We start from the raw sequence: 20,180 nt of genomic DNA on the forward strand, positions 1-20,180 counted from the left end.
CGGTATTCATACGTTTTTATTAGACAGCTCAGGAGATGCCCATGACGCAGCAATCCGATGACCAACCTCGCCTCTCCCTGCCCCCGGTGGACGAGATCGCCAGCCAGTTGGGCACGAGTCAAGCCGGCTCCGGCGACCCTGAGCTTGAGGCGATGGCCGACCGCTTTGTCGAGGATATCCTTGCCGAGGGTGACGAGGCGTCAACTGTTCGCCAGCGCCGGGCCGTGGACGAGATGGGCCTTGAGTTGCAACAGCAGGCCGCCCACCGCAGCGCCATGCTACAAACGCCACTGCGCAAGCTGGCCCACCAGGGCGATGAAGGAGGGCCCGTTGCCAAGGCACTGACCGATCTACGCGGCCGCATGGAGGGTCTCGACCCTTCACGTCATCGCCTGATGCCAAGCGCGTTGGATCGCGTTCTAGCGATCATTCCCGGTATCGATAGTCGGCTACAGCGCTATTTCCATAAGTTTGAGAATGCTCAGCAAGCCCTGGATGCGATCATTGAGGATCTGGAAAGCGGTCGCGACATGCTACATCGTGACAACCTGACGCTGAGCGATGACCAGAAAGCCCTCAATGACATCCTAACCGAGCTGAACCGCCAGATCGCCCTGGGGCGCTTGATTGATCAACGCCTGTGCGACGAGATAGCCGCCCGAGACAGCGATGACCCACGGCGTCAATTTCTTGAGGAAGAACTACTGTTTCCACTTCGGCAGCGCATCGTTGATCTCCAGCAGCAGCTGGCGGTAAGCCAGCAGGGTGTGCTGGCGCTGGAAGTGATCATCCGCAACAACCGGGAATTGATGCGCGGTGTGGACAGAGCCATCAATGTCACCGTCTCAGCCCTCACCGTGGCAGTGACGGTCGCCATGGCAATGGCCAACCAGCGTCTAGTGCTGGATCGCGTCGAAGCCCTCAACACGACCACCTCGCAGATGATTGGCGGCACTGCCAAGGCGCTGCGCCAGCAAGGCGTAGACATCCAGAAACGAGCCTCTTCCGCAATGCTCGACATGCAAGTGCTTGAGGAAGCGTTTGGGGAGGTGATGGGCGCCATTGATGATCTCTCAAACTATCGTCAGGAAGCCCTACCCCGCCTGGACGAGCAGATCAACCGCTTGGCAACCCTGGCGAAGCAAGGTAACGCATCCATTGAGCGTCTAAGCGAAGGTAATCAGGCGCAACACAAGTACGACCCCACTGCCAACGACTAAGAAGATGTCATCAAGCTCTCATTAGATTCGCTTTCCCATCGCAACGCCCACTGAAACGTCCAATCTGGTCATATTAGCAACAGACCAACCTGTCATTGCGAAGACGACATCCCGAGAATATGTCAACACAAGGTAATAAAAAACTGTCATTCGCATTGACGAATAAACGACGGAAGCCCTTGTTAACAAAGGCTCCATGCGCCAAGTCACCAGGATTAATTAACGTTGGTAGCGTGGACTGACCCAAAACAAAACTTACAAGGTAAGCTCATGGACAACACTCGACTTAAAGGTAAAAACTGCTTGATTACCGGCGCTGCACGTGGCATGGGGGCCGCCGTTGCCGAACACTATGCTGCACAAGGAGCAAACGTTTGCGTGGCGGATATCAACCTTGAAGGGTGCGAAGAAGTTGCCGCACGTATCAAGGCAAACGGCGGCGACGCCATTGCGGTCAAACTCAATGTGACCGACCGTGCTGAAGTAACTGCCGCTGTTAAAGCCACTGTCGACGCCTTTGGCAGCTTGAACGTGATGGTCAATAATGCGGGTATCAACAAGCCATTGATGTTTCTCGATATTACCGAGGAAAACTGGCACCAGATTATGGATGTTAACGCGTTGGGCTGCCTGCTTGGCATGCAGGAAGCCGCTAAGCAGATGATCAGCCAGGGTAAAGACAACGGCCCTTATAAAATCATTAACGTTGGCTCGATTCTTTCTCGCCAAGCGTTTGACGATGTAGTCCCCTACTCTTGCAGCAAACATGCGGTGCTAGCCATGATCAACGGCGGTGCTAAAGCGCTCGTGGATCACAATATTACCGTTAATGGCTATGGCCCCGGCGTAGTGCGCACTGAACTATGGGAACAGCTCGATAAAGATTTGGTTAGCATCGGCAAATTCGATAAGCAGGGACAGTCGATGGATGAACTTGCTGAGAAAATGATTCTAATGAAGCGTTACTCTTACCCTGAAGATGTGGTCGGTACCGCTTCTTTTCTGGCCAGTCAGGAATCGGATTACATGACAGGACAACTGCTTATGATCGATGGCGGTATGATCATGCAGTAGCTACCCGCGTTGATCGTCCCCATGTTTTGCTTACTGGAACATGGGGATCGTTCATTTTGCCGCTCAATCAGTAAACGCCTCTGCTTCGCATTACCTTATCGGCACGCTCTTGAGCAATAGAGAGCGCTTTCTTGATCGAGCGCCGTCCATCCAGCACGTCGAATATCTCATTCCCCGCGATGCTAATGATGTCAGTTATTCCAGGTACAGGCGGGCGTGGCCAGGCCTGTAAAATGTCCTGTTTAGCCATATCATTGACGATTTTAATCAGCGGCGATAATGCAGACACTTCAGGATCCTGGCTGACACTAAAGCGAGGCGTTACCAGGCTGCCATTCATAATATAAAGCTTGGACATGTTGGCAGAGGTCAGGTGCTTAAGCGCCGTCCAGACTGCCTCAACTCGCTCTGGTGCCAAGTTAGCAGGAATGGCCAGGGCATAACCGCCGATGGGAGTTATAGCGCGACCGTGATTGCCAATTGGATGGGGTAAGTAGCCAGTGTTGCCATACGCCGGTGATTGCTTATCTAACTCAAACAGAGGCGCCAGAAGTGTATAGCAATAGGCCATACTGACTTCCCCAGAAGCGTACGATTTGGCTCGCTCGTACCAGGACATAGTGAGAATATTAGGCGGCGAATATTTCAAAATATCCAGCATATATTCGCAGGCCCGATAAGCGGCATCTGAGTCGAACATAGGTCGCAGTTGCTCGCCCGCGGCTTGCTGAAAGTCATAACCGCCCTGACAGATGGGTAAATTAAGCAACGGCTGGCCGAACTTCGCCATTAAAAAACTAAAGGTGTGCCCAAGGGGCGTTCCTCTCGCCGCATTCCAGGCGATACCGTAACGTCCTTTGGAAGGGGCATGTAACTGCCTTGCCACTTTAACCAGCGCTTCCGTTGTGGTGGGAGGCGGCAACTGCGCTGCTTCGAAAATATCCTGGCGATAGCAAAGCAATTCGGGGGTTGTTTGAACCGGTATTCCGTACTGGCTGCCTGCGTATCTGGAGCTCTGAATAGCCATTGGGTGGAAATCGGAGAGATCATAATCATCGCGTTTGATTAACGCGTCGAGAGGCATAAGCACTCCACTCGCCGCTAGCTCACCAAACCAGGGTAGGTCACAGGCCACGACGTCATAACGCGACTTAGCCAAACGGGCATTGTCTAAAATCTCATCTAGCAAATTATCGATGGATTTTGCTTTGTTACGAATTTCCAGCCCAAAAATCGATTCCAATTGACGCTTCAGGTTATGCATGGCCATAAATGTGGGGTCAGCATGCGCCAGCACACGTAACCCGCCCTTCAGCTCCAGTCGTGCAGACAGCACGGCTGGGGTCGATATCACGCGCTCTATTGATGAGGTGCCAAGAAATATCTTACTGGCGGTATCAGATGCCGGGTCTATCCCGAACAATGGCCCAAGGAACCCCTTGATTCGCTCAGCGTAGCTTTCCCACTCCTGGATCATTTGGGCGGAAGGATGCAGCGAAACCGTTTTACCTGACTTAGTGCGTGGGCGTGAGATCAGCAGACCGCGCTGCATGATGCTTTCGATGCCGCGCTTTGCCGTCCCATAGGTAAGGCCAGACGCATCAGCCAATGATGTTGGGGTGGTTAATCTTCCCGCAAGATGATTACGCATAACGTGCAGTAACATACGCATCTCTCGATAGCCCAACGACATGGAAAGCGTGCTTTCAGTTTCGTCTTCGAATTTTTCAATGAAATCGATGAATCGTGCGAACTCTGTATTAGAAATTTTTGAGGCGGGCATTTGCGACAGCTTATCGTAAGGCCCTTCTGGTTTAGCCTCATTTATCTCAACATGACCGTCTCTCATGACGACTCCAAAACATCACATAGCCATAAGGCTGACAATCAGCCTATACCGTCCATAATTAGCCGAATGCCCAGCAAAATCAGTAAACACAGGATCACTCGGAAAAACAGCTCACCATCGATGCGCTTCTGAATAACCAGCCCCAACCGAACCCCCAACCACGCAACAGGCATCAGCAGCAGTGCTATCGTCAGGTTATCGATATTCACCAAGCCCAGCAGGGTATAGGGAACCAGCTTCACCAAGTTAGTAATCGCTAGAAAGACGACAGCCGTCCCCAAAAATTGCTGCTTGGTTAATTGGCACTGCAGTAAGTAAAAGTTAAGCGGAGGGCCGCCAGCATGGGCGATAAAACTGGTAAACCCTGCCACCCCACCACACAAGCCCCCCACCCAACCAGGCAGCCGCTTTCCGCGCAGCGGTTTGAACAACCCCCACAGGCCGAACAGCACCGAAAAAACACCTAGCAATAGCTTCAGTAGCGCTTCGTCAAACCAGCCATAGGTGAAATAGCCTATCGCCACACCCAGCACCGCAGGTGGAAACATAAGCCACAATAAACGATCAACCCGCTGTCGCCACCACGCCTTTAGACTAAACACATCCATCACGATCAGTAGCGGCAGCATCACCGCCACTGCAAAGGTCGGGCTCGCCTTTAGTGAGATTAGCGGCACAGCCACCACGCCTACCCCACCGGCAAAACCCGACTTGGAAATACCCGTGAGTAGCACAGCCGTCACCATTAGCGCCACAAACACCCAGTCAACAACCATCTGAAAGCCTCTTCAGCCTTGAGCCGCAGCTCCTCTTATTACGATCGAAAAAAGGGGCCATGACAGTCACGGCCCCTTTTCGTTTAGGCAAACAATTAAGCGTAGCGATGCTAATGTTTACAGCACTGTACACACTTCATCGAAGGAGAAACGATCGCCACGTGGGAACAGCGCGCTGGCATCGCCATAGCCTAGGTTGCATAGGAAATTGCTCTTCACTTTGCCATCCGGGAAGAACTCTTCATCCACGGCGGCATTATTGAAGCCGGACATGGGGCCTGCATCCAACCCTAGCGCACGCGCTGCTAAAATAAGGTAGCCGCCCTGAATGGCGCTATTGCGGAAGGCCGTGGAGTGAATAAAGTCAGGCTTACCCTCGAACAGCGACTTGGCATCCTTATTGTGGGCAAACATACGCGGCAGATGCTCATAAAACTCAGTGTCAAAGCCAATGACAGCAACCACAGGCGCCTTCATGGTTTTTTCTTGGTTACCCGGTAACAGAGCAGGCTTCAGGCGCTCTTTTGCTTCATCGGTGGTCAGAAAAATAATTCTCGAGGGCTGGCAGTTCATAGAAGTGGGCCCAAAGTGCATCAGGTTATACAGTTCGCGCAGGGTCTCCTCGCTGACCTCACGATCCTGCCAAACGTTGTGGGTGCGTGCTTCTGTAAACAGGGTTGCGATAGCCGTTTGATCAATCGTTGTCATGTTATTTCCTCTTTCGATTTAGCCAGCTCAGTACGAGCTGGACGTTCAGGGTGAAACGTTCAGGCCGTCTTCAAACCGAAGTCGTAGTGAAAGTAGCGGTAAGGCGTTTCCATTTGCCGACCGTCGGGCGCCTGCCCCGCCGGCTGCTGAGCAAACTCCTTGACCAGTGAATCTTTGACACCAAATACCGCGTCAGAATCGAGGTAGGGATCGTCCTCAGCGAAGATTTGGGTCACCAAGGTTTCATACCCCGGTGCCATCAACATGAAATGTACATGGGCAGGTCGATATGGGTGACGCCCGGTGATGTCGAGCATTTTGCCCACAGGCCCGTCAGTGGGAATCGGATAAGGTGAAGGAGTCACCGTCCAGAAGGCATAATGACCCTGGCGGTCGGTATGAAAGCGCGCGCGTAATGAGGCGTTTTCCAGCTCAGGCTTTTGAACGTCATAAAAGCCTTCACTGTCGGACTGCCACACATCAATGGTGACATTCGCCAACGGTTTACCCTGGGCATCGTGCACGTTGCCCTCGACGAATAGCGGCTCGCCTTCAACACCCCAATTTATGGCATCACCTTGATTCGCCTGGGGAGGGTCAGCCACGTAAAAAGGCCCCAGCACAGTACTTTCGGTAATGTTAGTATCACTGCTCGAGTGGTTAATCGCATCGACCAGCATCGTCACACCAAGAGTGTCAGACAGCAGGATGAACTCCTGGCGTTCGTCGTCACACATCTGCCCCGCACGGGTTAGAAACTCAATTGCCTGGGTCCACTCTTTCTCACTGGGCTGCACCTCGCGCAGATAGGCATGCAGGTGTTTAACCAAGCCATTAAGCAGCGTTTTAAGCCGTTCATCATCACAGCTGGAAAACTCATCGATCACCGCTGCGGTAATATTGTCGGCTGTTAAGTTACGCATCTTATTGCCCTCCATGCTTTGCTGGCATCGGTTCACCCAGCCCTGAAAGGCGCTCGGTGTGGTGTACGGTGGCGATATAGTCATCATCGCCATGCCCCGTGGCGATGAGCGCGGTATAGGCTTCGCGCATTTGCGCTGCCAGCGGCGTAGACACCCCTGAGCCGTGGGCACAATCGAGTATCAGATCAAGATCTTTGGCCATTTGGGCGGCGGAAAACGTCGAGGTAAAGTCGCGCTCTAAAAGTGGTGGTACCTTGTACTTCACCATGGGCGAACCCACCGCGCTGTCAGATATAAGCTCTAACATGGCGTCCCATTCAATGTTGCCTTTGCGCGCCAGGGTCAGGGCTTCACTCATCATCCCGGCACTCACTGCAATCATCAGGTTGATCGCCAGTTTGGCCACCCGGGCCTGCTCTTCATCGCCCAGCCAGTACTGCGCCTTGGTAAAGGCGTCAAATACGGGTTTAGCCGTTTCCAGCGCTTCGCGTGGGCCAGAGACCATCGCCGACAGCGTGCCCGCCTCTGCTGCTACCGGATTCCCTGACACGGGGCTGCGCAAATAGGCAATGCCATGGGCCTTCGCCGCCTCGGCCACTCGTGCAGAGGCTTCAACACTTACCGTGCTGGTCTCAATCAAAATAGTGCCGGGCATCATGTGACGCACAAGCTCACCCGATTCAATGCAGAGATTGATCAGTGCGCGGTCATCGGGGATCGAGACAAACACCAGTGCACAATCGGCAACGGCACTAGTCAGGTTCTGATGGGGGGTAATACCGATACGCGTTGCTAAAGCCATCCGCTCCGAGGAAAGGTCAAATCCTTCTACCGCGGTGCCTGATTTAATAATTCTGGCGGCCATCGGTAAGCCCAGCTTACCTAAGCCTACCCAAGCCACTTTAGAGGACGAAGGGGACGTTGTGGAAACGGTTGTCATGGGGTTGCCTCCTGTGTCGATTGCGCTTCACGCGCCAGCAGTTCGGAGTGAATACGGTGGCCAGATTTGGCAAGCTCAGCGATACCCTGCTGAGTCTCGATTAACAGACGGCCGCCACGTTTTTTGAACTGCCCAGCCACCATCACACTGTCGACGTTGGCAAGGCTTGTTTGCATGACCACCGTAGAAACAGGGTCGTTGACTGGCTGCATATTCAGCTGATTACTATCCAGCAGTACCAGGTCGGCCTGCTTGCCAGGGGTCAGGCTACCAATGCGGTCGTCAAGACCGAGGGCTTTCGCCCCATCCAGCGTGATCCAGCCCAGCGCTTCTCGGGTGGTAATCGTGGAAGTATCAGGAATCTTGCCTTGCTCACGACGCGATGCATCGTTATCAAGGGCACGCTGCATACCCAGCGCCATGCGCGCTACACTGAACATGTCACCTGACAATACAGACTCAAGATCAACCCCCAGTGACACCACGCCTCGGTATTGGCGCACCAGCCCCGTCACCGGAAAGCCGTGGCCTTGGGTCATCTCATTTTCCGGCGCAATCGAGAACGTCACACCGCTGGCGCAGAACCGCGATATCTGGCCATTATCCAGGCTTTGGCCATGCACAATGTTGATGTCGGGGCCAAGCAAACCACGCGCTTCCACTTCGTCCCATGCACCGGGCGCCACTGCCTCGCCGCCGCCCTGATGCATTGAGGCGACCAGATCAAACTCTTTGGCCAAGGCAAAGTCCTGCAGGGTCACATCCAGGGTCGAATAATGAGGGCCAAGAATGGCCATGCCTAAGGTGACAAGCCCTTCCGGGTTTCCCAGTTCACCGCTCAACAAGCGTTCTATTTCATGGCGCGGGTGGGGAATTTCGCTAAAGTGCGGCTGACCAGGTTTTGGGTCGGGCTTGGGCGAGCCGTGCATAAACAGCGCACGAATACCGGACTCCTTTAAGCCTTTTACCGCCGCGTCAGTATGCGCAGGGGTCGGGTTGTTGTGGCACCAGTCACCCAGCGTTGTGGTACCGCAGTTAAGCTGATTAATCGCGCCCATGCGGGTGGCAATGTAGATGTCTTCCGGCGTGAATAGCGCGGCAAGCCCCCGGTGTACGTGGCGAAAATACTCAAGAAGCGTCCAGTTGGCGGCAACGCCACGCAGGCCGGTCTGCCAGGTATGCATATGGGCATTAACCAACCCGGGAATAAGGATACCTCCGTCACAGTCAATCACCTCGGCGTCTTGTGCCTTGGGGTCGGCGGTCAGGTCATGACCCACGGCGGTAATACGGTCACCCTCAACCAGAACCTGGCCATCGCTTAGCTCACCCAGCTGCGGATCCATAGTGACAAGAGTGGCGTTAATAAACAGTTTGTTCATTGCCCACCCCCACTACCCGCCTGGGGTCGAAGACCCGATTGGGCATCGCTTAACAAACGGTGAATGCCACTGGCTTCGACGTCACGTGGATTCCAGTAAGGGTTGCGGGTAGCAATCTCAGTGGCCCGGTCAACATCTTCCACGCTAAACCCTAACTCGGAGAGTGCACTGGGCGCACCGACCGCACGCCCCAGGTCATAGAGGCCAGCGGCCGCATCGTCACAGCCCAACGCGCGGCTAATACGAGCCATCGCATCAGGCACCGCAGGCGCGTTATAAGCCAGCGCATAAGGCAGCACAATGGTGTGCGTTTCCGCATGGGGTAGGTTGAAGGAACCGCCCAGGGTATGGCAAAGCTTGTGGTGCAGCGACATACCCACCGAGCCAAGGCAAATGCCGCACAGCCAGGCGCCGTAAAGCGCATCAGAGCGCGCCTCAGCATGGGTAGGGCCGCTAGCTATTACGGGCAGGCTTCTTGCCAGCGCCGCGATGCCCTCCTCCGCCATCAGCGCAATCACCGGATTACAGTCGCGGGCATAAAGTGCCTCTACTGCATGGGCAATGGCGTTAATACCGCTAGTCCCCGACATCACAGCGGGTAACGTTAAGGTGAGGTCAACGTCATAAATCACCGTTTCCGGCAGTACGTCCAAGGTGCGCTGAGTGGTCTTGATACCATCGCGGGTTTCACCCAGGATCGGCGTCATCTCTGAACCGGCATAGGTGGTGGGAATAGCGATCTGAGGTAAGCCCGTACGCAGCGCAATCGCTTTACCCAAGCCAATGGTCGAGCCACCCCCAATAGCAATGGTGCAATCCGCGTTTAGCGCTTTCACCACCTGCAAGGCACTTTCGGTCACCTCGACCGGCGTATGCATGGCGGCTTCTGCGTAAACGCCAACGCCCTTCTCACCCAACTGCTCGAGCACGCGTCTTGCCTGCTCGTGCTGCTGGGGCGTTGCCAGCACCAGGGCGCGTGTACAGCCGAGATGCTCAAGCTCTTCTCTTAGCCGTGACAGGGTTCCTTGGCCAAACACCACGCGGGATGGCAGGCCATCATAAACAAAGGGTTGCATGAAACATTCCTTATACGTCTGATGTGGTATGTGTGCGCGATTGACAGAGCGCACCCGTCGCAACAGGCGAGCTAGCTCGCCTGTGCCTGCTTGCCCATCCCAGTAATCGCTTGTACCAGCTCATCCTCGCTGACGTTGTCGCCATCAAACTCAGCGGTCACGCGGCCGTCATACATGGCGATAATGCGGTTACTCAGCCCTAGGACTTCCGGCATCTCTGAGGAGATCACCAACACTGCATAGCCGGATTTGGCCAGATCTTTCACGAGGGTGTGGATTTCCGACTTGGAACCCACATCAATACCGCGGGTAGGCTCATCGAGAATGAGTAATTTAGGGTGGGTATGTAGCCACTTGCCGATAACAATTTTCTGCTGATTACCACCGCTTAGGTTGCCCACCTTCTGACGCCAACTGGGCGTTTTGATTTTCATCGCCTGTTGATACTTATCGTAGACCTGGCGCTCTTCTGAACTCGTCATAAAGCCCAACGACGACACACTGGAGAGGCTTGCCAGGGTCATGTTATCGCGACAGTTCATACCCAGAATCAACCCCTGATCCTTACGGTCTTCCGGCACTAACGCGACCCCATTGACCACCGCATCATGGGAGTTACGAAACGCCACCACCTTGCCGTCCAATACCACTTCACCGGCGGAGGGCGTGCGCAAACCGAAGATCGTTTCTGCAACTTCGGAACGCCCCGCCCCCACCAGGCCATACATTCCGACAATCTCGCCTTTACGGACATTGAAACTGACATCTTCGAATACTCGTTTGACCGAGAGGTTGCGCACTTCCAGCATGTTGTCGCCGAAATCACTCGGTTTACTGGCATGATCGAGCTCCAAGCTGCGACCGATCATCATTCGGGTGATCTCGTCCTCGTTGGTATCTGCCGTATTGACGGTTCCGGTGTACTCACCGTCACGCAGTACCGAAATGCGGTGCGATAGGTGAAAAATCTCATCCATGCGGTGGGAGATATAAACAATCCCTACACCTTGCTCACATAGCGAATTAATTACGTCATACAGCACGGGTTTTTCGTAGTCGGTGAGTGATGCCGTCGGCTCATCAAACACCACTACTCGCGGGGTAAACGCCAGCGCGCGACCGATCTCAACCATCTGCTTCTTGGCAATCGATAGCGACCCTACTAGGTCGTCATGTTGAAAACTGCATTTGAGAGCCGCCAGAATAGCGTTGGTATCTTCACGCAGTTTGTGCCAATCAACGCGATTGAATGGCTTTCTGGGCAGGCTGCCGAGAAAGATGTTTTCGGCTACCGTCATCTCGGAAACCAGCGACTGCTCCTGGTGGATCAGCACTACCCCTGCGCGCTTAGCGTGCTTGGGATTTTCGAAAGCCATCTCTTGCCCACCAAGAATGATCTTGCCTTCGTTGGCTTGGTGCTTACCCGCCAGTACCTTCATTAACGTCGACTTGCCTGCACCATTCTCACCCAGCAGCGCATGCACTTCGCCGGGCCGCACGTCAAAATCCACGTTATTTAAAGCAACCACACCAGGAAAACGTTTGGTAATCCCTTCTAGACGAAGTATCGGATCCGCGTTGACCGGCTGCCGCTTCGTGGCACTGCCTTGTTCATTTAAATTTTGAGACAGGTTTTCTTGTGAAGGGCTCATATCCGCACCTCCTTAGCCGAGGGTACATTGAGCTTCTTGTCGATAATCAGTACGGAAATAAGGATGACGCCGAGGATCACCAGCACATAAAAAGCGGGCACCTGCATCAAGTTCATGCCGTTACGCAGAATGCCAATGGCGAGTACACCACCCAGAGTGCCAACAATACTTCCGTAGCCACCGGTCAACTTGGTACCGCCTAACACCACGGCCGTAATCACCCAGAGCTCATAGTCACGACCTAAATTGGGAGTTGCCGCGCCCATTTGGCTGGCGAGCAGCACGCCAGCTAATGCAGCGAAGAAACCAACAATAATGAAATTGATCATCATGTGGCGCCCCAAGCGAATCCCCGCATCAATCGAGGCTTCCGGATTGCCACCCACCGCAAAGGTATTACGGCCATGGCCCGTTCGCGTGAGCACCAAGTGCATGATCAGTGTGCAAATCAGGAAGATAATCGCCAGTACTGGAAAAGGCCCAATGGTGCTGGCACCGAAGTCAGAGAAAGCGAAATTCAATGCATAAAACGACTGCTCACCGGTGTACAAGAAAATCAGGCCCCGCACCCCCAGCATGGCCCCTAACGTGACAATGAAAGCGTTAACACCCGTTTTCCAAACGATGAAACCATTAATGGCGCCCAGCAGAATGCCTGAGCCGAGTGCCACAAGGATTGCCAGTATCATGCTGGTTTCCTGCAAACCTACCGCCAGTGAAGCAGCCAGCCCTAAGGTTGCCCCAACCGACAAATCGATGTTGCCGTTGATCATGACTAAGGTCATGCCTAATGCGATTAGGCCGATAGTGGACGTCTGCACCAAAATATTAGAAATGTTGCCAAACGACAGAAAGTACTCTGACGTGAAGCTGAAAAAAATGAAGATGGCTAGGACGAAGACCCATATCGGTTGGATAGCCGTTTTGCCACGGAAGAACCCTTTTAAAAAAGTCATCTGTCACTCCTCCGCGTTATGAGTGGGTCGTCAACAAGCGCTTACGCTTGTTAGCGAGGTCCAGCCATACGGCCAGGATGATAATTACCCAGGTCACGATCCACTGGATGTAATAGGGGTAGCCCATCAACAGCAGCCCATTCTGAATAAAGCCCAGGATCAGTACACCAATCACAGTTTTCCAAATACTGCCTGAACCACCCAGTAAGCTGGTGCCACCGAGAATGATGCCGGCCAACACCAACAGCTCGTATCCCTGGCCAACGTTGTTTTGGGAACCCATAACACGAGAGCCAAGCACCAGTGCCGCACATGCCACGCAAAAGGCTGAAATCAGATAAGTGCTGAAGACGCACCAGTTCTTGCGAATACCCGAGTAAACGGCAGCCATTGGGTTGCCACCGACAGCAAAGATACGTCGCCCGTAGCCGGTGTAGGACATGACTACTTGAACCAGAATGGCCAACAACCCAAACAGCAGGATAGGAACAGCAATTCCCGTGATATAGCCACGACCAAAGAAGGCGAACCACGTGCCATCTTGGTTAGCAATATCAACGTTCTGGCCGCCGCTATAGATCAGCACAAAGCCCTGGATCGCCGACAGCATGGCAAGCGTCACAATGAGCGAATTAAGGCGCAGAAAGCCGATTAAAAAACCATTGACGGCACCGATCATAAGCGTCAATGCAAACATCATCAGGATGGCATTGGTGGGACCTATCTTGTCGTGTAAATCCACGACGAGCACCGTCGAAAATGACAGCATCGATCCCACCGAAAGATCCAAGTTTCCACCAATGATCACCACGGTGACGCCTACCGCGATAATGCCAATAATCGAGGCCTGGCGGATCACCGTCATAATGTTCGACTGGGAAAGAAACTGCTCAGAAAAGAAAGAGAAAACGAACATGCCGAGCAGGAAAAAAATGAGAATTCCCTGAGCTGACAGAAAGCTCATCACGCTAGCCTTACTAAGCTTTCCTGTCGGCAGCCTGGATTTAGATTGTTCAGCGGAAGCCATGCTAATCACCTGTTATAAAATCACTTGGAAAGACCGGTTAGCGCAATGGGCAAACATATTTCCATTGATGCTTTCCGCGCACTCCACGCGCAGGAAACCCTGCTTTCAGGCGCATGCTGTATCCCGGAAACTGCACACTAAACGCAGTCACTCCGGGCAGCATGCCTTACCTCAGAAAACGGGACGGTCGAACTCGCTGAGATTTTCAGCGGTGATTTTGGGGGTATCGAAGAAATTCATCTTCGGCAGGTCTTCTTCCGCCAGAACATCCAGTGCTGTCTGCAGAGCAGCTTCAGCATCATCTACGGGAGACTGATAAATAGAGCCGTAATACTCACCACGCTCAATCGCATCGTAGCCAACGGCGAAGTTAGTGGCGCCAATGAAAATAATCTCATCAGCTCGGTCAGCGCCTTTAGCCGCATTCAGAGCGCCAACACCCATGTTGTCATCGCCCGAATAAACGCCGTCAATACGGTCGTATTTGGTCAAAAAATCTTCCATAACACGCTGAGCACGTTCACGGTTCCAGTTGCCTGGTTGCGTTTCCATCAGTTCAACACCCGGGCACGCTTCAGCTAGCCGATCCTCAAATCCCTTTGCACGCTCCATCGCAGTGGTATAGCCGGGCTGGCCAGCAATTTGTACGATCTGCCCTTCGCCACCTAAGGCGTCACACATCATCTCGGCAGAGGAAACGCCTTGCTGTACGTTATCAGGCCCAGAGAAGGCAGCGATGTACTCTAGCCCCGCTTCAGCAATTTTAGAGTTGGTAACGATCACAGGAATGCCTGCATTATGCGCTTGACGAATCGCCGGAATAACGGCCTGACCATTGGTCGGCCAAATAATGATGGCATCAACTCGCTGCTGAATGAGGTCCTGCATTTGGCCAATCTGACGAGCAACATCACCACCGGCATCTAACACCACGATATCGACATTGCCTTCACGCTCGGCGGCCTCTTCAAAAGCACTTTCATAGGTGGTTTGATAGCTATCAACACCTACATTATTTTGGGTTATACCGATGCGGTAAGGGCCTTCAGCCTGAGCTGCCGTGGTCGATATCATGATGACTGATGCGGCAAGAACGGTTTTCTTGAACATTGCGTTTCTCCTAGCGTTATTAATTGTTTTTATCTTGCAGGCTATGTAAGCCTGAGTAAGGAGCTTACTGCTGGGCTTTGTTTCGGCACAACGTGACCGAAGTAGAGAAATGACCAAATTGGTTTTTTTAATAAATTTCCTTGCGTAGCAAGGTAATGCTAGGCAGCGACGTCAACAGGAGTATGAACACCAGGTGTTCAGCGTGCATTTTTTGACAGCCAGTCAGCGTTGGCAAACGTATCGCTGAGCAGGAAAACTATTATGAGTAGGAAAAGACGACAGCTATTTACCACTTGAGCAAGCCAAGACTCTGTCGATGAGCGGGTGCTTGAGTAAAATATCCGTGCAGTTGTGGCTTGATGTGTTAGCCGAAGAAGCTCTCCTTGCTAACTCGCCCTGGCTGCCAAGAATAATGTGATGACGACACCGCACACCGCACATTGATTTGGCAACTCATGAATCTCGTGGGTTTATGGTTTAGCTAGCAGTCAATAAACTACTAGCACTACCCGGCAGTGGTTCGCTCAGTACCGTCAATGAAGAATGTCGAGGATTACCCTAGTTGAAACAAAGCCTTAGGACTAGTATCTAGAATGTACTGACGATCATCAGCATCTCTAACCCAGTCATTGAGCCATCCGTAAGTATCGCGGTAAGTGTGTTTATTCTCATGGCGCGTCCACGGCCAGTCACTACCCCACACTAACCGATCACGCCCAAGATGATGCAACAAAGCCTGGACATGCGGTCTAAGATCACACACAGGGGAACGATAGGGGGCTGAGAGCTTCACCCAGGTTCGTTCTGCCTGTCCTGACGCAAGCAGAAGACGGCAGCCTGGGTCTTGCATAGGAACGTCTTCGACTGGCAGCCCAATATGATCAATGACTAATTTCACGCCATGCTCATGTAATGCTGGAAAAATTTCAGGTAACCGGTTCCCTTCCAGATGCAGCTCAAGATGCCAATCCATAGCTTTAATATTATCTAGAAAGTCTATCCATTGAGGATCCTTGAGGTTTGGCAATGCGCTGCGCCCCTCAATGAGATTCCATCGCACCCCTACAATACCTGCAGCATCAAGGGCGGCTATCTCCTCTAGCGTCGTCTCCTTGGCTAGCTGAACGACTCCGCGATACGCATGATTTAGTCTGGAGAGAATCTCAAGCAGTTGCCGGTTGTCGTTTCCCAGAAAGCTCGGCTGCACCAGTACCCCGCCTCTTAATTTGCAGCTTTCTAGGTTTTCTTGCCAATTCAAAAGTGGTGCAGGACGGGATGGACTGTAGTTAGACCCGTTGGCTTCCTTAACAGCCCCGTAGACATGAGCATGACAATCAAAACCTAATTTCACTTTTGGCACCTCATTACGTTCTGACTGGGGATTTCGTATCCCTGAGCTGTTATACATAAGTCTAGTTCTCTAGAGAACTGGTTGACTGGAAGTATACACGGGTCTTCAATGACCTCAAGAAATCAAGATAACCACTGGGTGACCCTATGCAAGCCAAGTTCTCTGCTAATACGGACGGAAGATTACCCCTGTACGCCAAACTCCGTGATCAATTAGGCTCAAGGATCGCCAATGGTGAGTGGAAACCAGGCGACATGATTCCCTCGGAGAACCGTTTAGCCGAAGAGTATGGCGTTGCTTTAGCAACCATGCGGATGGCCCTGAAGCAGCTGGTCGATGAGGGGCTGCTGGATCGGCGGCGAGGTACCGGCACTTTCGTTAAGCAACCCGCCTTCCGAGCCGATCTGTTTCGTTTTTTCCATGTACATGATGTGGAAGATCCCGATGTACCCGTTATCCCGGAAAGTCGAATTCTCAGTCATCAGGAAGTCGCCCTTCCCGCCGACGTAAAGCAGGCCTTCGGCGAAGAATCAGTCAGCCACTGTATAAAGTTGGAACGTGTCCGCCTTTGGTCAGGCGACCCACTGCTGTTTGAAGAAATTTATCTACGCTTACCCGATTTCAACGGGCTGTTGTCGCTAAACCCAAAAGCGATGGGCCCTTTGTTGTATCCCGTATTTCTGGAGGAATTCGGGATTTTGATCTCGTCGGCAACCGACGAGCTGTCGTTCGGCACCGCCACCAAGGCCAGTGCAAAGCATCTAGAACTAGCCACTGGGGCTCCGGTCGCCGCCATCCAGCGCATTGCCCGCAATCCTGCAGGCAGAGTCATCGAGTTTCGACGAGTACACGGAAGGCCAGAGCGGTTCCGCTACCGTGTCACGCTCGGTGATCAACCTGCTTGAGATCGCATTAAATGCACACCTCATCACCCTGCATTCCAAAAAAAGGTAACTAACAATGAAAACATTACAGCTTACGTCTTTAGTTGCGCTATCAGCGTTTACCGCTATGCCTGTCATGGCTGACGACTATCCGAATCGTCCCATCGAAATAATCGTACCGGCACCAGCCGGCGGCGGCACTGACAACGTTGCGCGCATGCTCAATCAGTACCTGCAAGAAGAGCTAGGAGAGTCACTTGCTGTGCTTAATGTCGCTGGTGGAGGTGGTGCTATTGGGGTCAACCAGATTGCCCGTGCCAAGCCCGATGGCTACACGCTGCTTTCTACCTGGAATAGTCCTATCACTACCGTACCGCACATGCAGCGTGTTCAGTACTCTTACGAGACATTGACCCCGATCACCAGCACTTCGCAGAGTGCTTACACTATGTGTGTAGCCCCCGATTTTCCAGCTGAAACAGGTGAGGAATTCCTTGCCGAGCTACAGAATAACCCTGGTCAGTACACCTACGGCAATGACGGGGTCGGTGGAACCATGCGCTTGGCAGCAGAGCGTATCTTTGAAGCCTATGACATTGAAGCCCGCCCTATTCCTTTTGGCGGCGCTGGTGAGACCCTCCAAAACTTCCTGGGTGGACACGTGGATATCTACGGTGGCTCCATCACACCCGCACTTCCCTATGTTGAGGACGGAAAAGCAAAGTGCTTACTCGTGACTTCAGCCGACGATAACGAAGCACTACCCCAGGCATCAGGCCTAGCAGCACTCGGTCATCCTGAACTGGAAACCGTGCTATGGCGCATGATGCTGGCACCGGAGGGCATGGATGAACAGCGCGTTAATGTCATCGCCGATGCCGTAGCTAGCGCCGTCGAGCATCCTGAGTTCCAAGCGTTCCTGACATCTCAAGGAGAGACGCTGAATCTCGTACGAGGTGAAGAGCTCCGTGAGCGTCTGCATCAGGAAACCGTAGCGATTGGAGAGACGCTCGAAAAGCTTGGGCTTAAGAAAAACTAATTCATGCCTGAATGGACGGTAACTTGCTCATGAACTTCAGAGATATTATCTCTGGCATCGCCTTCCTCATCTTTGGCTGCACGGTGGTCTGGGTGGGGAGTGGCTTTGATGCCGGTGCAGCTTACGTGCCCATGGGAGTTGGCATTCTGATGTGCCTTTTCTCACTTCCTCTGGTCTTTAAGGGCGTGGTGCAAACGCATCAAAATGGCGGCTTGAGCAGCGCCGCCGCCTTAATCGATCATCCGGGAAGGTTTATGGCGACAGTCGCCTGTTGCCTGATCTACTACTTAGCCATGCCAACCGTGGGTTTCTACTCCACTAGCACCCTGTTCATCATCCTGCTGGCTCTGGTACTGGGTGAAAGGCGCCCCATCGTGGTTTTAGGTATTACGGTGGGCTTCATCATCCTCTTATACGGGCTTTTTGCGATGGTGCTAAAACGACCCTTGCCCGTCGAATTTTTCCTGGTTTCCTAAATAGGGTTACACGATATGTTTGATTCCCTGTTCAACGCACTACCTGTGGCCTTGCAACTTGGCTCCGTAGTCAGCCTCTTCGTCGGCACCTTGGTGGGTATCTTGATCGGAGCCCTACCTGGGCTCAACCCGGTCATGGCAATCGCTCTCATGCTCCCACTGACGTATGGGTTCGATCCTGTAATTGCTCTAGGGTTGGTAGCAGGTATCTATAATGGCTCAATGTACGGTGGAGCTATTCCGGCCATCTTACTAAAAATCCCAGGAACGCCAGCTGCAATCGCGACAACATTCGACGGTTACCCTATGACACGTAACGGCCAGGGCGGGCTGGCTCTCAAGACCGCGTGCTGGTCGTCCGCCATCGGTGGAATTATTAGCGCCATAGCGTTGATGACGCTAGCCCCCCTTTTGGCACAGGTCACGCTTGCCTTTGGGCCCACCGAGTATTTCTGGGTAGCCGTTTTCGGACTTGTAAGCATCGCCGTATTGGTGGGCAGTGATATCAGCAAAGGCATGCTCAGCGCCCTTTTGGGCGTAATCATCGGCCTTGTAGGCGTTGACACAATCAGTGGAGCGGAACGCTATACGTTCGATTCGCTTTATTTAAGTGGGGGGTTCGACCTGATCATTGTACTCATCGGCCTCTACGCGATACCGCCAGTACTGGAGATGGCGGAGAAAAGCAACGCGACTTACTATGATGCAGGAAGCTTCAAGGTTGATGCTAGCGGCAACGCACTGGGACTGATACGTCAGCACTGGCGCACTTGGACTCGCTCGTCGATGATAGGCGTTAGTGTAGGTATCTTGCCAGGTGCCGGTGGCAATCTGGCAGCATTACTGAGTTATAACGAAGCGAAGCGCAAGTCCACGAACCCCGAATCTTTCGGCACGGGCAATCCTGTGGGGGTTGCAGCAGCTGAATCAGGTAACAGTGCCGACAATGCTTCTGCAATGATTCCATCCCTAACATTAGGGATTCCTGGCAATTTGGTTGCTGCCTTAGTGCTCGGCGCGCTGATGATTCATGGACTTCAGCCCGGCCCACAACTGTTTACGAAGTCGCCTGATGTGGTCTTCGGTTTCATGTGGCAAATGCTGTTTACTGCGATGCTACTCCTGTTACTAGGAGGCATGGTGGCCACCCGCCTATTTGCTCAGGTCTTGCGCATGCCCACCGCACTCTTGGTACCAACGACGTTGGTGCTCATGGCCGTGGGTGTTTATACCGTCAAAGGGAACATGACAGACCTCTATGTAATGCTAGCCTTTGGGTTGCTCGGTTATTTACTCCATCGACTAGCCTTCCCACTTGCGCCAGTAGTGCTGGGAGTGTTGTTAGGGCCAATGGCGGAACAAAACTTACGTTTGGCAATGCTGATTTCCCAGGATAACTGGGGATCCCTATTTACTCGTCCTATTTCGCAGGGAATCATCGCCCTGCTGTTGATGGTGTTATTCACCCAGGCCTGGAAAATACTAAAAAAAGGGCGTCAGAATTAACAACGCGATGAAAGTAATCCCACAGATTTATTGACTAGGATTGCTCATGGGAGTCAGGCAGCAGTCCTGCCTGACTGCTCTGTATCAGCCAGAAACGGTCATGGACTTACTGCATATTCAAAGACAGTATTAACTAGCTAACAACTTCGACATCACAAGAATAAATACACACCTAACCTCCCAGACATGCATTGACTCTCACGCGTGCTTTCACCCATAAAAGCTAATATC

Annotated in this window: 18 protein-coding genes; 6 read left to right on the top strand and 12 right to left on the bottom strand. The window is 52.9% G+C overall.

Features of this window, described 5'->3' with window-relative positions:
• Positions 1-41 precede the first annotated feature (41 nt).
• Together U738_RS08785 and U738_RS08790 are read left to right on the top strand one after the other, a co-directional pair.
• Positions 42-1,220, top strand: coding sequence for a toxic anion resistance protein (locus U738_RS08785; protein WP_035579368.1), 1,179 nt, complete (start codon positions 42-44; stop codon positions 1,218-1,220).
• A 270-nt stretch (positions 1,221-1,490) separates the two neighbouring features.
• Positions 1,491-2,294: an SDR family NAD(P)-dependent oxidoreductase gene (locus U738_RS08790; RefSeq protein WP_035579370.1), complete on the top strand. Its 804-nt coding sequence runs from the start codon at positions 1,491-1,493 to the stop codon at positions 2,292-2,294.
• 67 nt (positions 2,295-2,361) lie between these two features.
• On the opposite strand, the gene U738_RS08795 is transcribed toward U738_RS08790, so the two are convergent.
• From U738_RS08795 to U738_RS08850, 12 genes are all read right to left on the bottom strand, one after another.
• On the bottom strand, positions 2,362-4,143 hold the full coding sequence (locus U738_RS08795; RefSeq protein WP_035579372.1) for an ABC transporter substrate-binding protein: 1,782 nt from the start codon (positions 4,141-4,143) through the stop codon (positions 2,362-2,364).
• 38 nt (positions 4,144-4,181) lie between these two features.
• Positions 4,182-4,919 (bottom strand): sulfite exporter TauE/SafE family protein, encoded by a 738-nt coding sequence (locus tag U738_RS08800; RefSeq protein ID WP_035579373.1) that lies wholly within the window; start codon positions 4,917-4,919, stop codon positions 4,182-4,184.
• A gap of 117 nt (positions 4,920-5,036) precedes the next feature.
• Positions 5,037-5,627 (bottom strand): malonic semialdehyde reductase, encoded by a 591-nt coding sequence (locus U738_RS08805; RefSeq protein ID WP_035579375.1) that lies wholly within the window; start codon positions 5,625-5,627, stop codon positions 5,037-5,039.
• A 59-nt stretch (positions 5,628-5,686) separates the two neighbouring features.
• Complete coding sequence (locus U738_RS08810) at positions 5,687-6,550, bottom strand: intradiol ring-cleavage dioxygenase (protein WP_035579377.1); 864 nt, start codon at positions 6,548-6,550, stop codon at positions 5,687-5,689.
• 1 nt (position 6,551) lies between these two features.
• Positions 6,552-7,490, bottom strand: a complete 939-nt coding sequence (locus tag U738_RS08815; RefSeq protein WP_035579378.1) for an NAD(P)-dependent oxidoreductase — start codon at positions 7,488-7,490, stop codon at positions 6,552-6,554.
• Complete coding sequence (locus U738_RS08820; RefSeq protein ID WP_035579380.1) at positions 7,487-8,872, bottom strand: amidohydrolase family protein; 1,386 nt, start codon at positions 8,870-8,872, stop codon at positions 7,487-7,489. Before U738_RS08820 ends, U738_RS08815 begins: the two co-directional genes overlap by 4 nt.
• Entirely contained in the window at positions 8,869-9,948 is a 1,080-nt protein-coding gene (locus U738_RS08825) for a maleylacetate reductase (RefSeq protein WP_035579382.1), read from the bottom strand. The genes U738_RS08820 and U738_RS08825 overlap by 4 nt, the downstream gene beginning before the upstream one ends.
• A gap of 71 nt (positions 9,949-10,019) precedes the next feature.
• Entirely contained in the window at positions 10,020-11,600 is a 1,581-nt protein-coding gene (locus U738_RS08830) for a sugar ABC transporter ATP-binding protein (protein WP_081899072.1), read from the bottom strand.
• The gene (locus tag U738_RS08835; RefSeq protein ID WP_035579384.1) at positions 11,597-12,556 is read right to left on the bottom strand and encodes an ABC transporter permease; all 960 of its coding nucleotides are present in this window, start codon (positions 12,554-12,556) and stop codon (positions 11,597-11,599) included. The genes U738_RS08830 and U738_RS08835 overlap by 4 nt, the downstream gene beginning before the upstream one ends.
• A gap of 16 nt (positions 12,557-12,572) precedes the next feature.
• Positions 12,573-13,520: an ABC transporter permease gene (locus tag U738_RS08840; RefSeq protein WP_035579385.1), complete on the bottom strand. Its 948-nt coding sequence runs from the start codon at positions 13,518-13,520 to the stop codon at positions 12,573-12,575.
• Between the two features lie 234 nt (positions 13,521-13,754).
• Positions 13,755-14,693 carry a sugar ABC transporter substrate-binding protein gene (locus tag U738_RS08845; protein WP_035579387.1) on the bottom strand — a complete coding sequence of 313 codons (939 nt, stop codon included), beginning with the start codon at positions 14,691-14,693 and terminating at the stop codon, positions 13,755-13,757.
• 553 nt (positions 14,694-15,246) lie between these two features.
• Positions 15,247-16,044 (bottom strand): amidohydrolase family protein, encoded by a 798-nt coding sequence (locus U738_RS08850; RefSeq protein WP_231896710.1) that lies wholly within the window; start codon positions 16,042-16,044, stop codon positions 15,247-15,249.
• Positions 16,045-16,190: 146 nt separating this feature from the next.
• Here U738_RS08850 and U738_RS08855 point away from each other — a divergent pair, with 146 nt between their 5' ends.
• Genes U738_RS08855 through U738_RS08870 form a run of 4 tightly spaced genes read left to right on the top strand, consistent with a single transcriptional unit; the run spans position 16,191 to position 19,949 of the window.
• Positions 16,191-16,949 carry a GntR family transcriptional regulator gene (locus U738_RS08855; protein ID WP_035579391.1) on the top strand — a complete coding sequence of 253 codons (759 nt, stop codon included), beginning with the start codon at positions 16,191-16,193 and terminating at the stop codon, positions 16,947-16,949.
• A gap of 55 nt (positions 16,950-17,004) precedes the next feature.
• Positions 17,005-17,967, top strand: coding sequence for a Bug family tripartite tricarboxylate transporter substrate binding protein (locus tag U738_RS08860; protein WP_009287855.1), 963 nt, complete (start codon positions 17,005-17,007; stop codon positions 17,965-17,967).
• 29 nt (positions 17,968-17,996) lie between these two features.
• Positions 17,997-18,443 (top strand): tripartite tricarboxylate transporter TctB family protein, encoded by a 447-nt coding sequence (locus U738_RS08865; RefSeq protein WP_231896709.1) that lies wholly within the window; start codon positions 17,997-17,999, stop codon positions 18,441-18,443.
• A gap of 15 nt (positions 18,444-18,458) precedes the next feature.
• Positions 18,459-19,949, top strand: coding sequence for a tripartite tricarboxylate transporter permease (locus U738_RS08870; protein WP_035579395.1), 1,491 nt, complete (start codon positions 18,459-18,461; stop codon positions 19,947-19,949).
• The last annotated feature ends 231 nt before the right edge of the window (positions 19,950-20,180 follow it).

The sequence above is a fragment of the Halomonas sp. TG39a genome (genome assembly GCF_000744395.1).
GTDB classification, from domain to species: Bacteria; Pseudomonadota; Gammaproteobacteria; order Pseudomonadales; family Halomonadaceae; genus Vreelandella; species Vreelandella ventosae_B.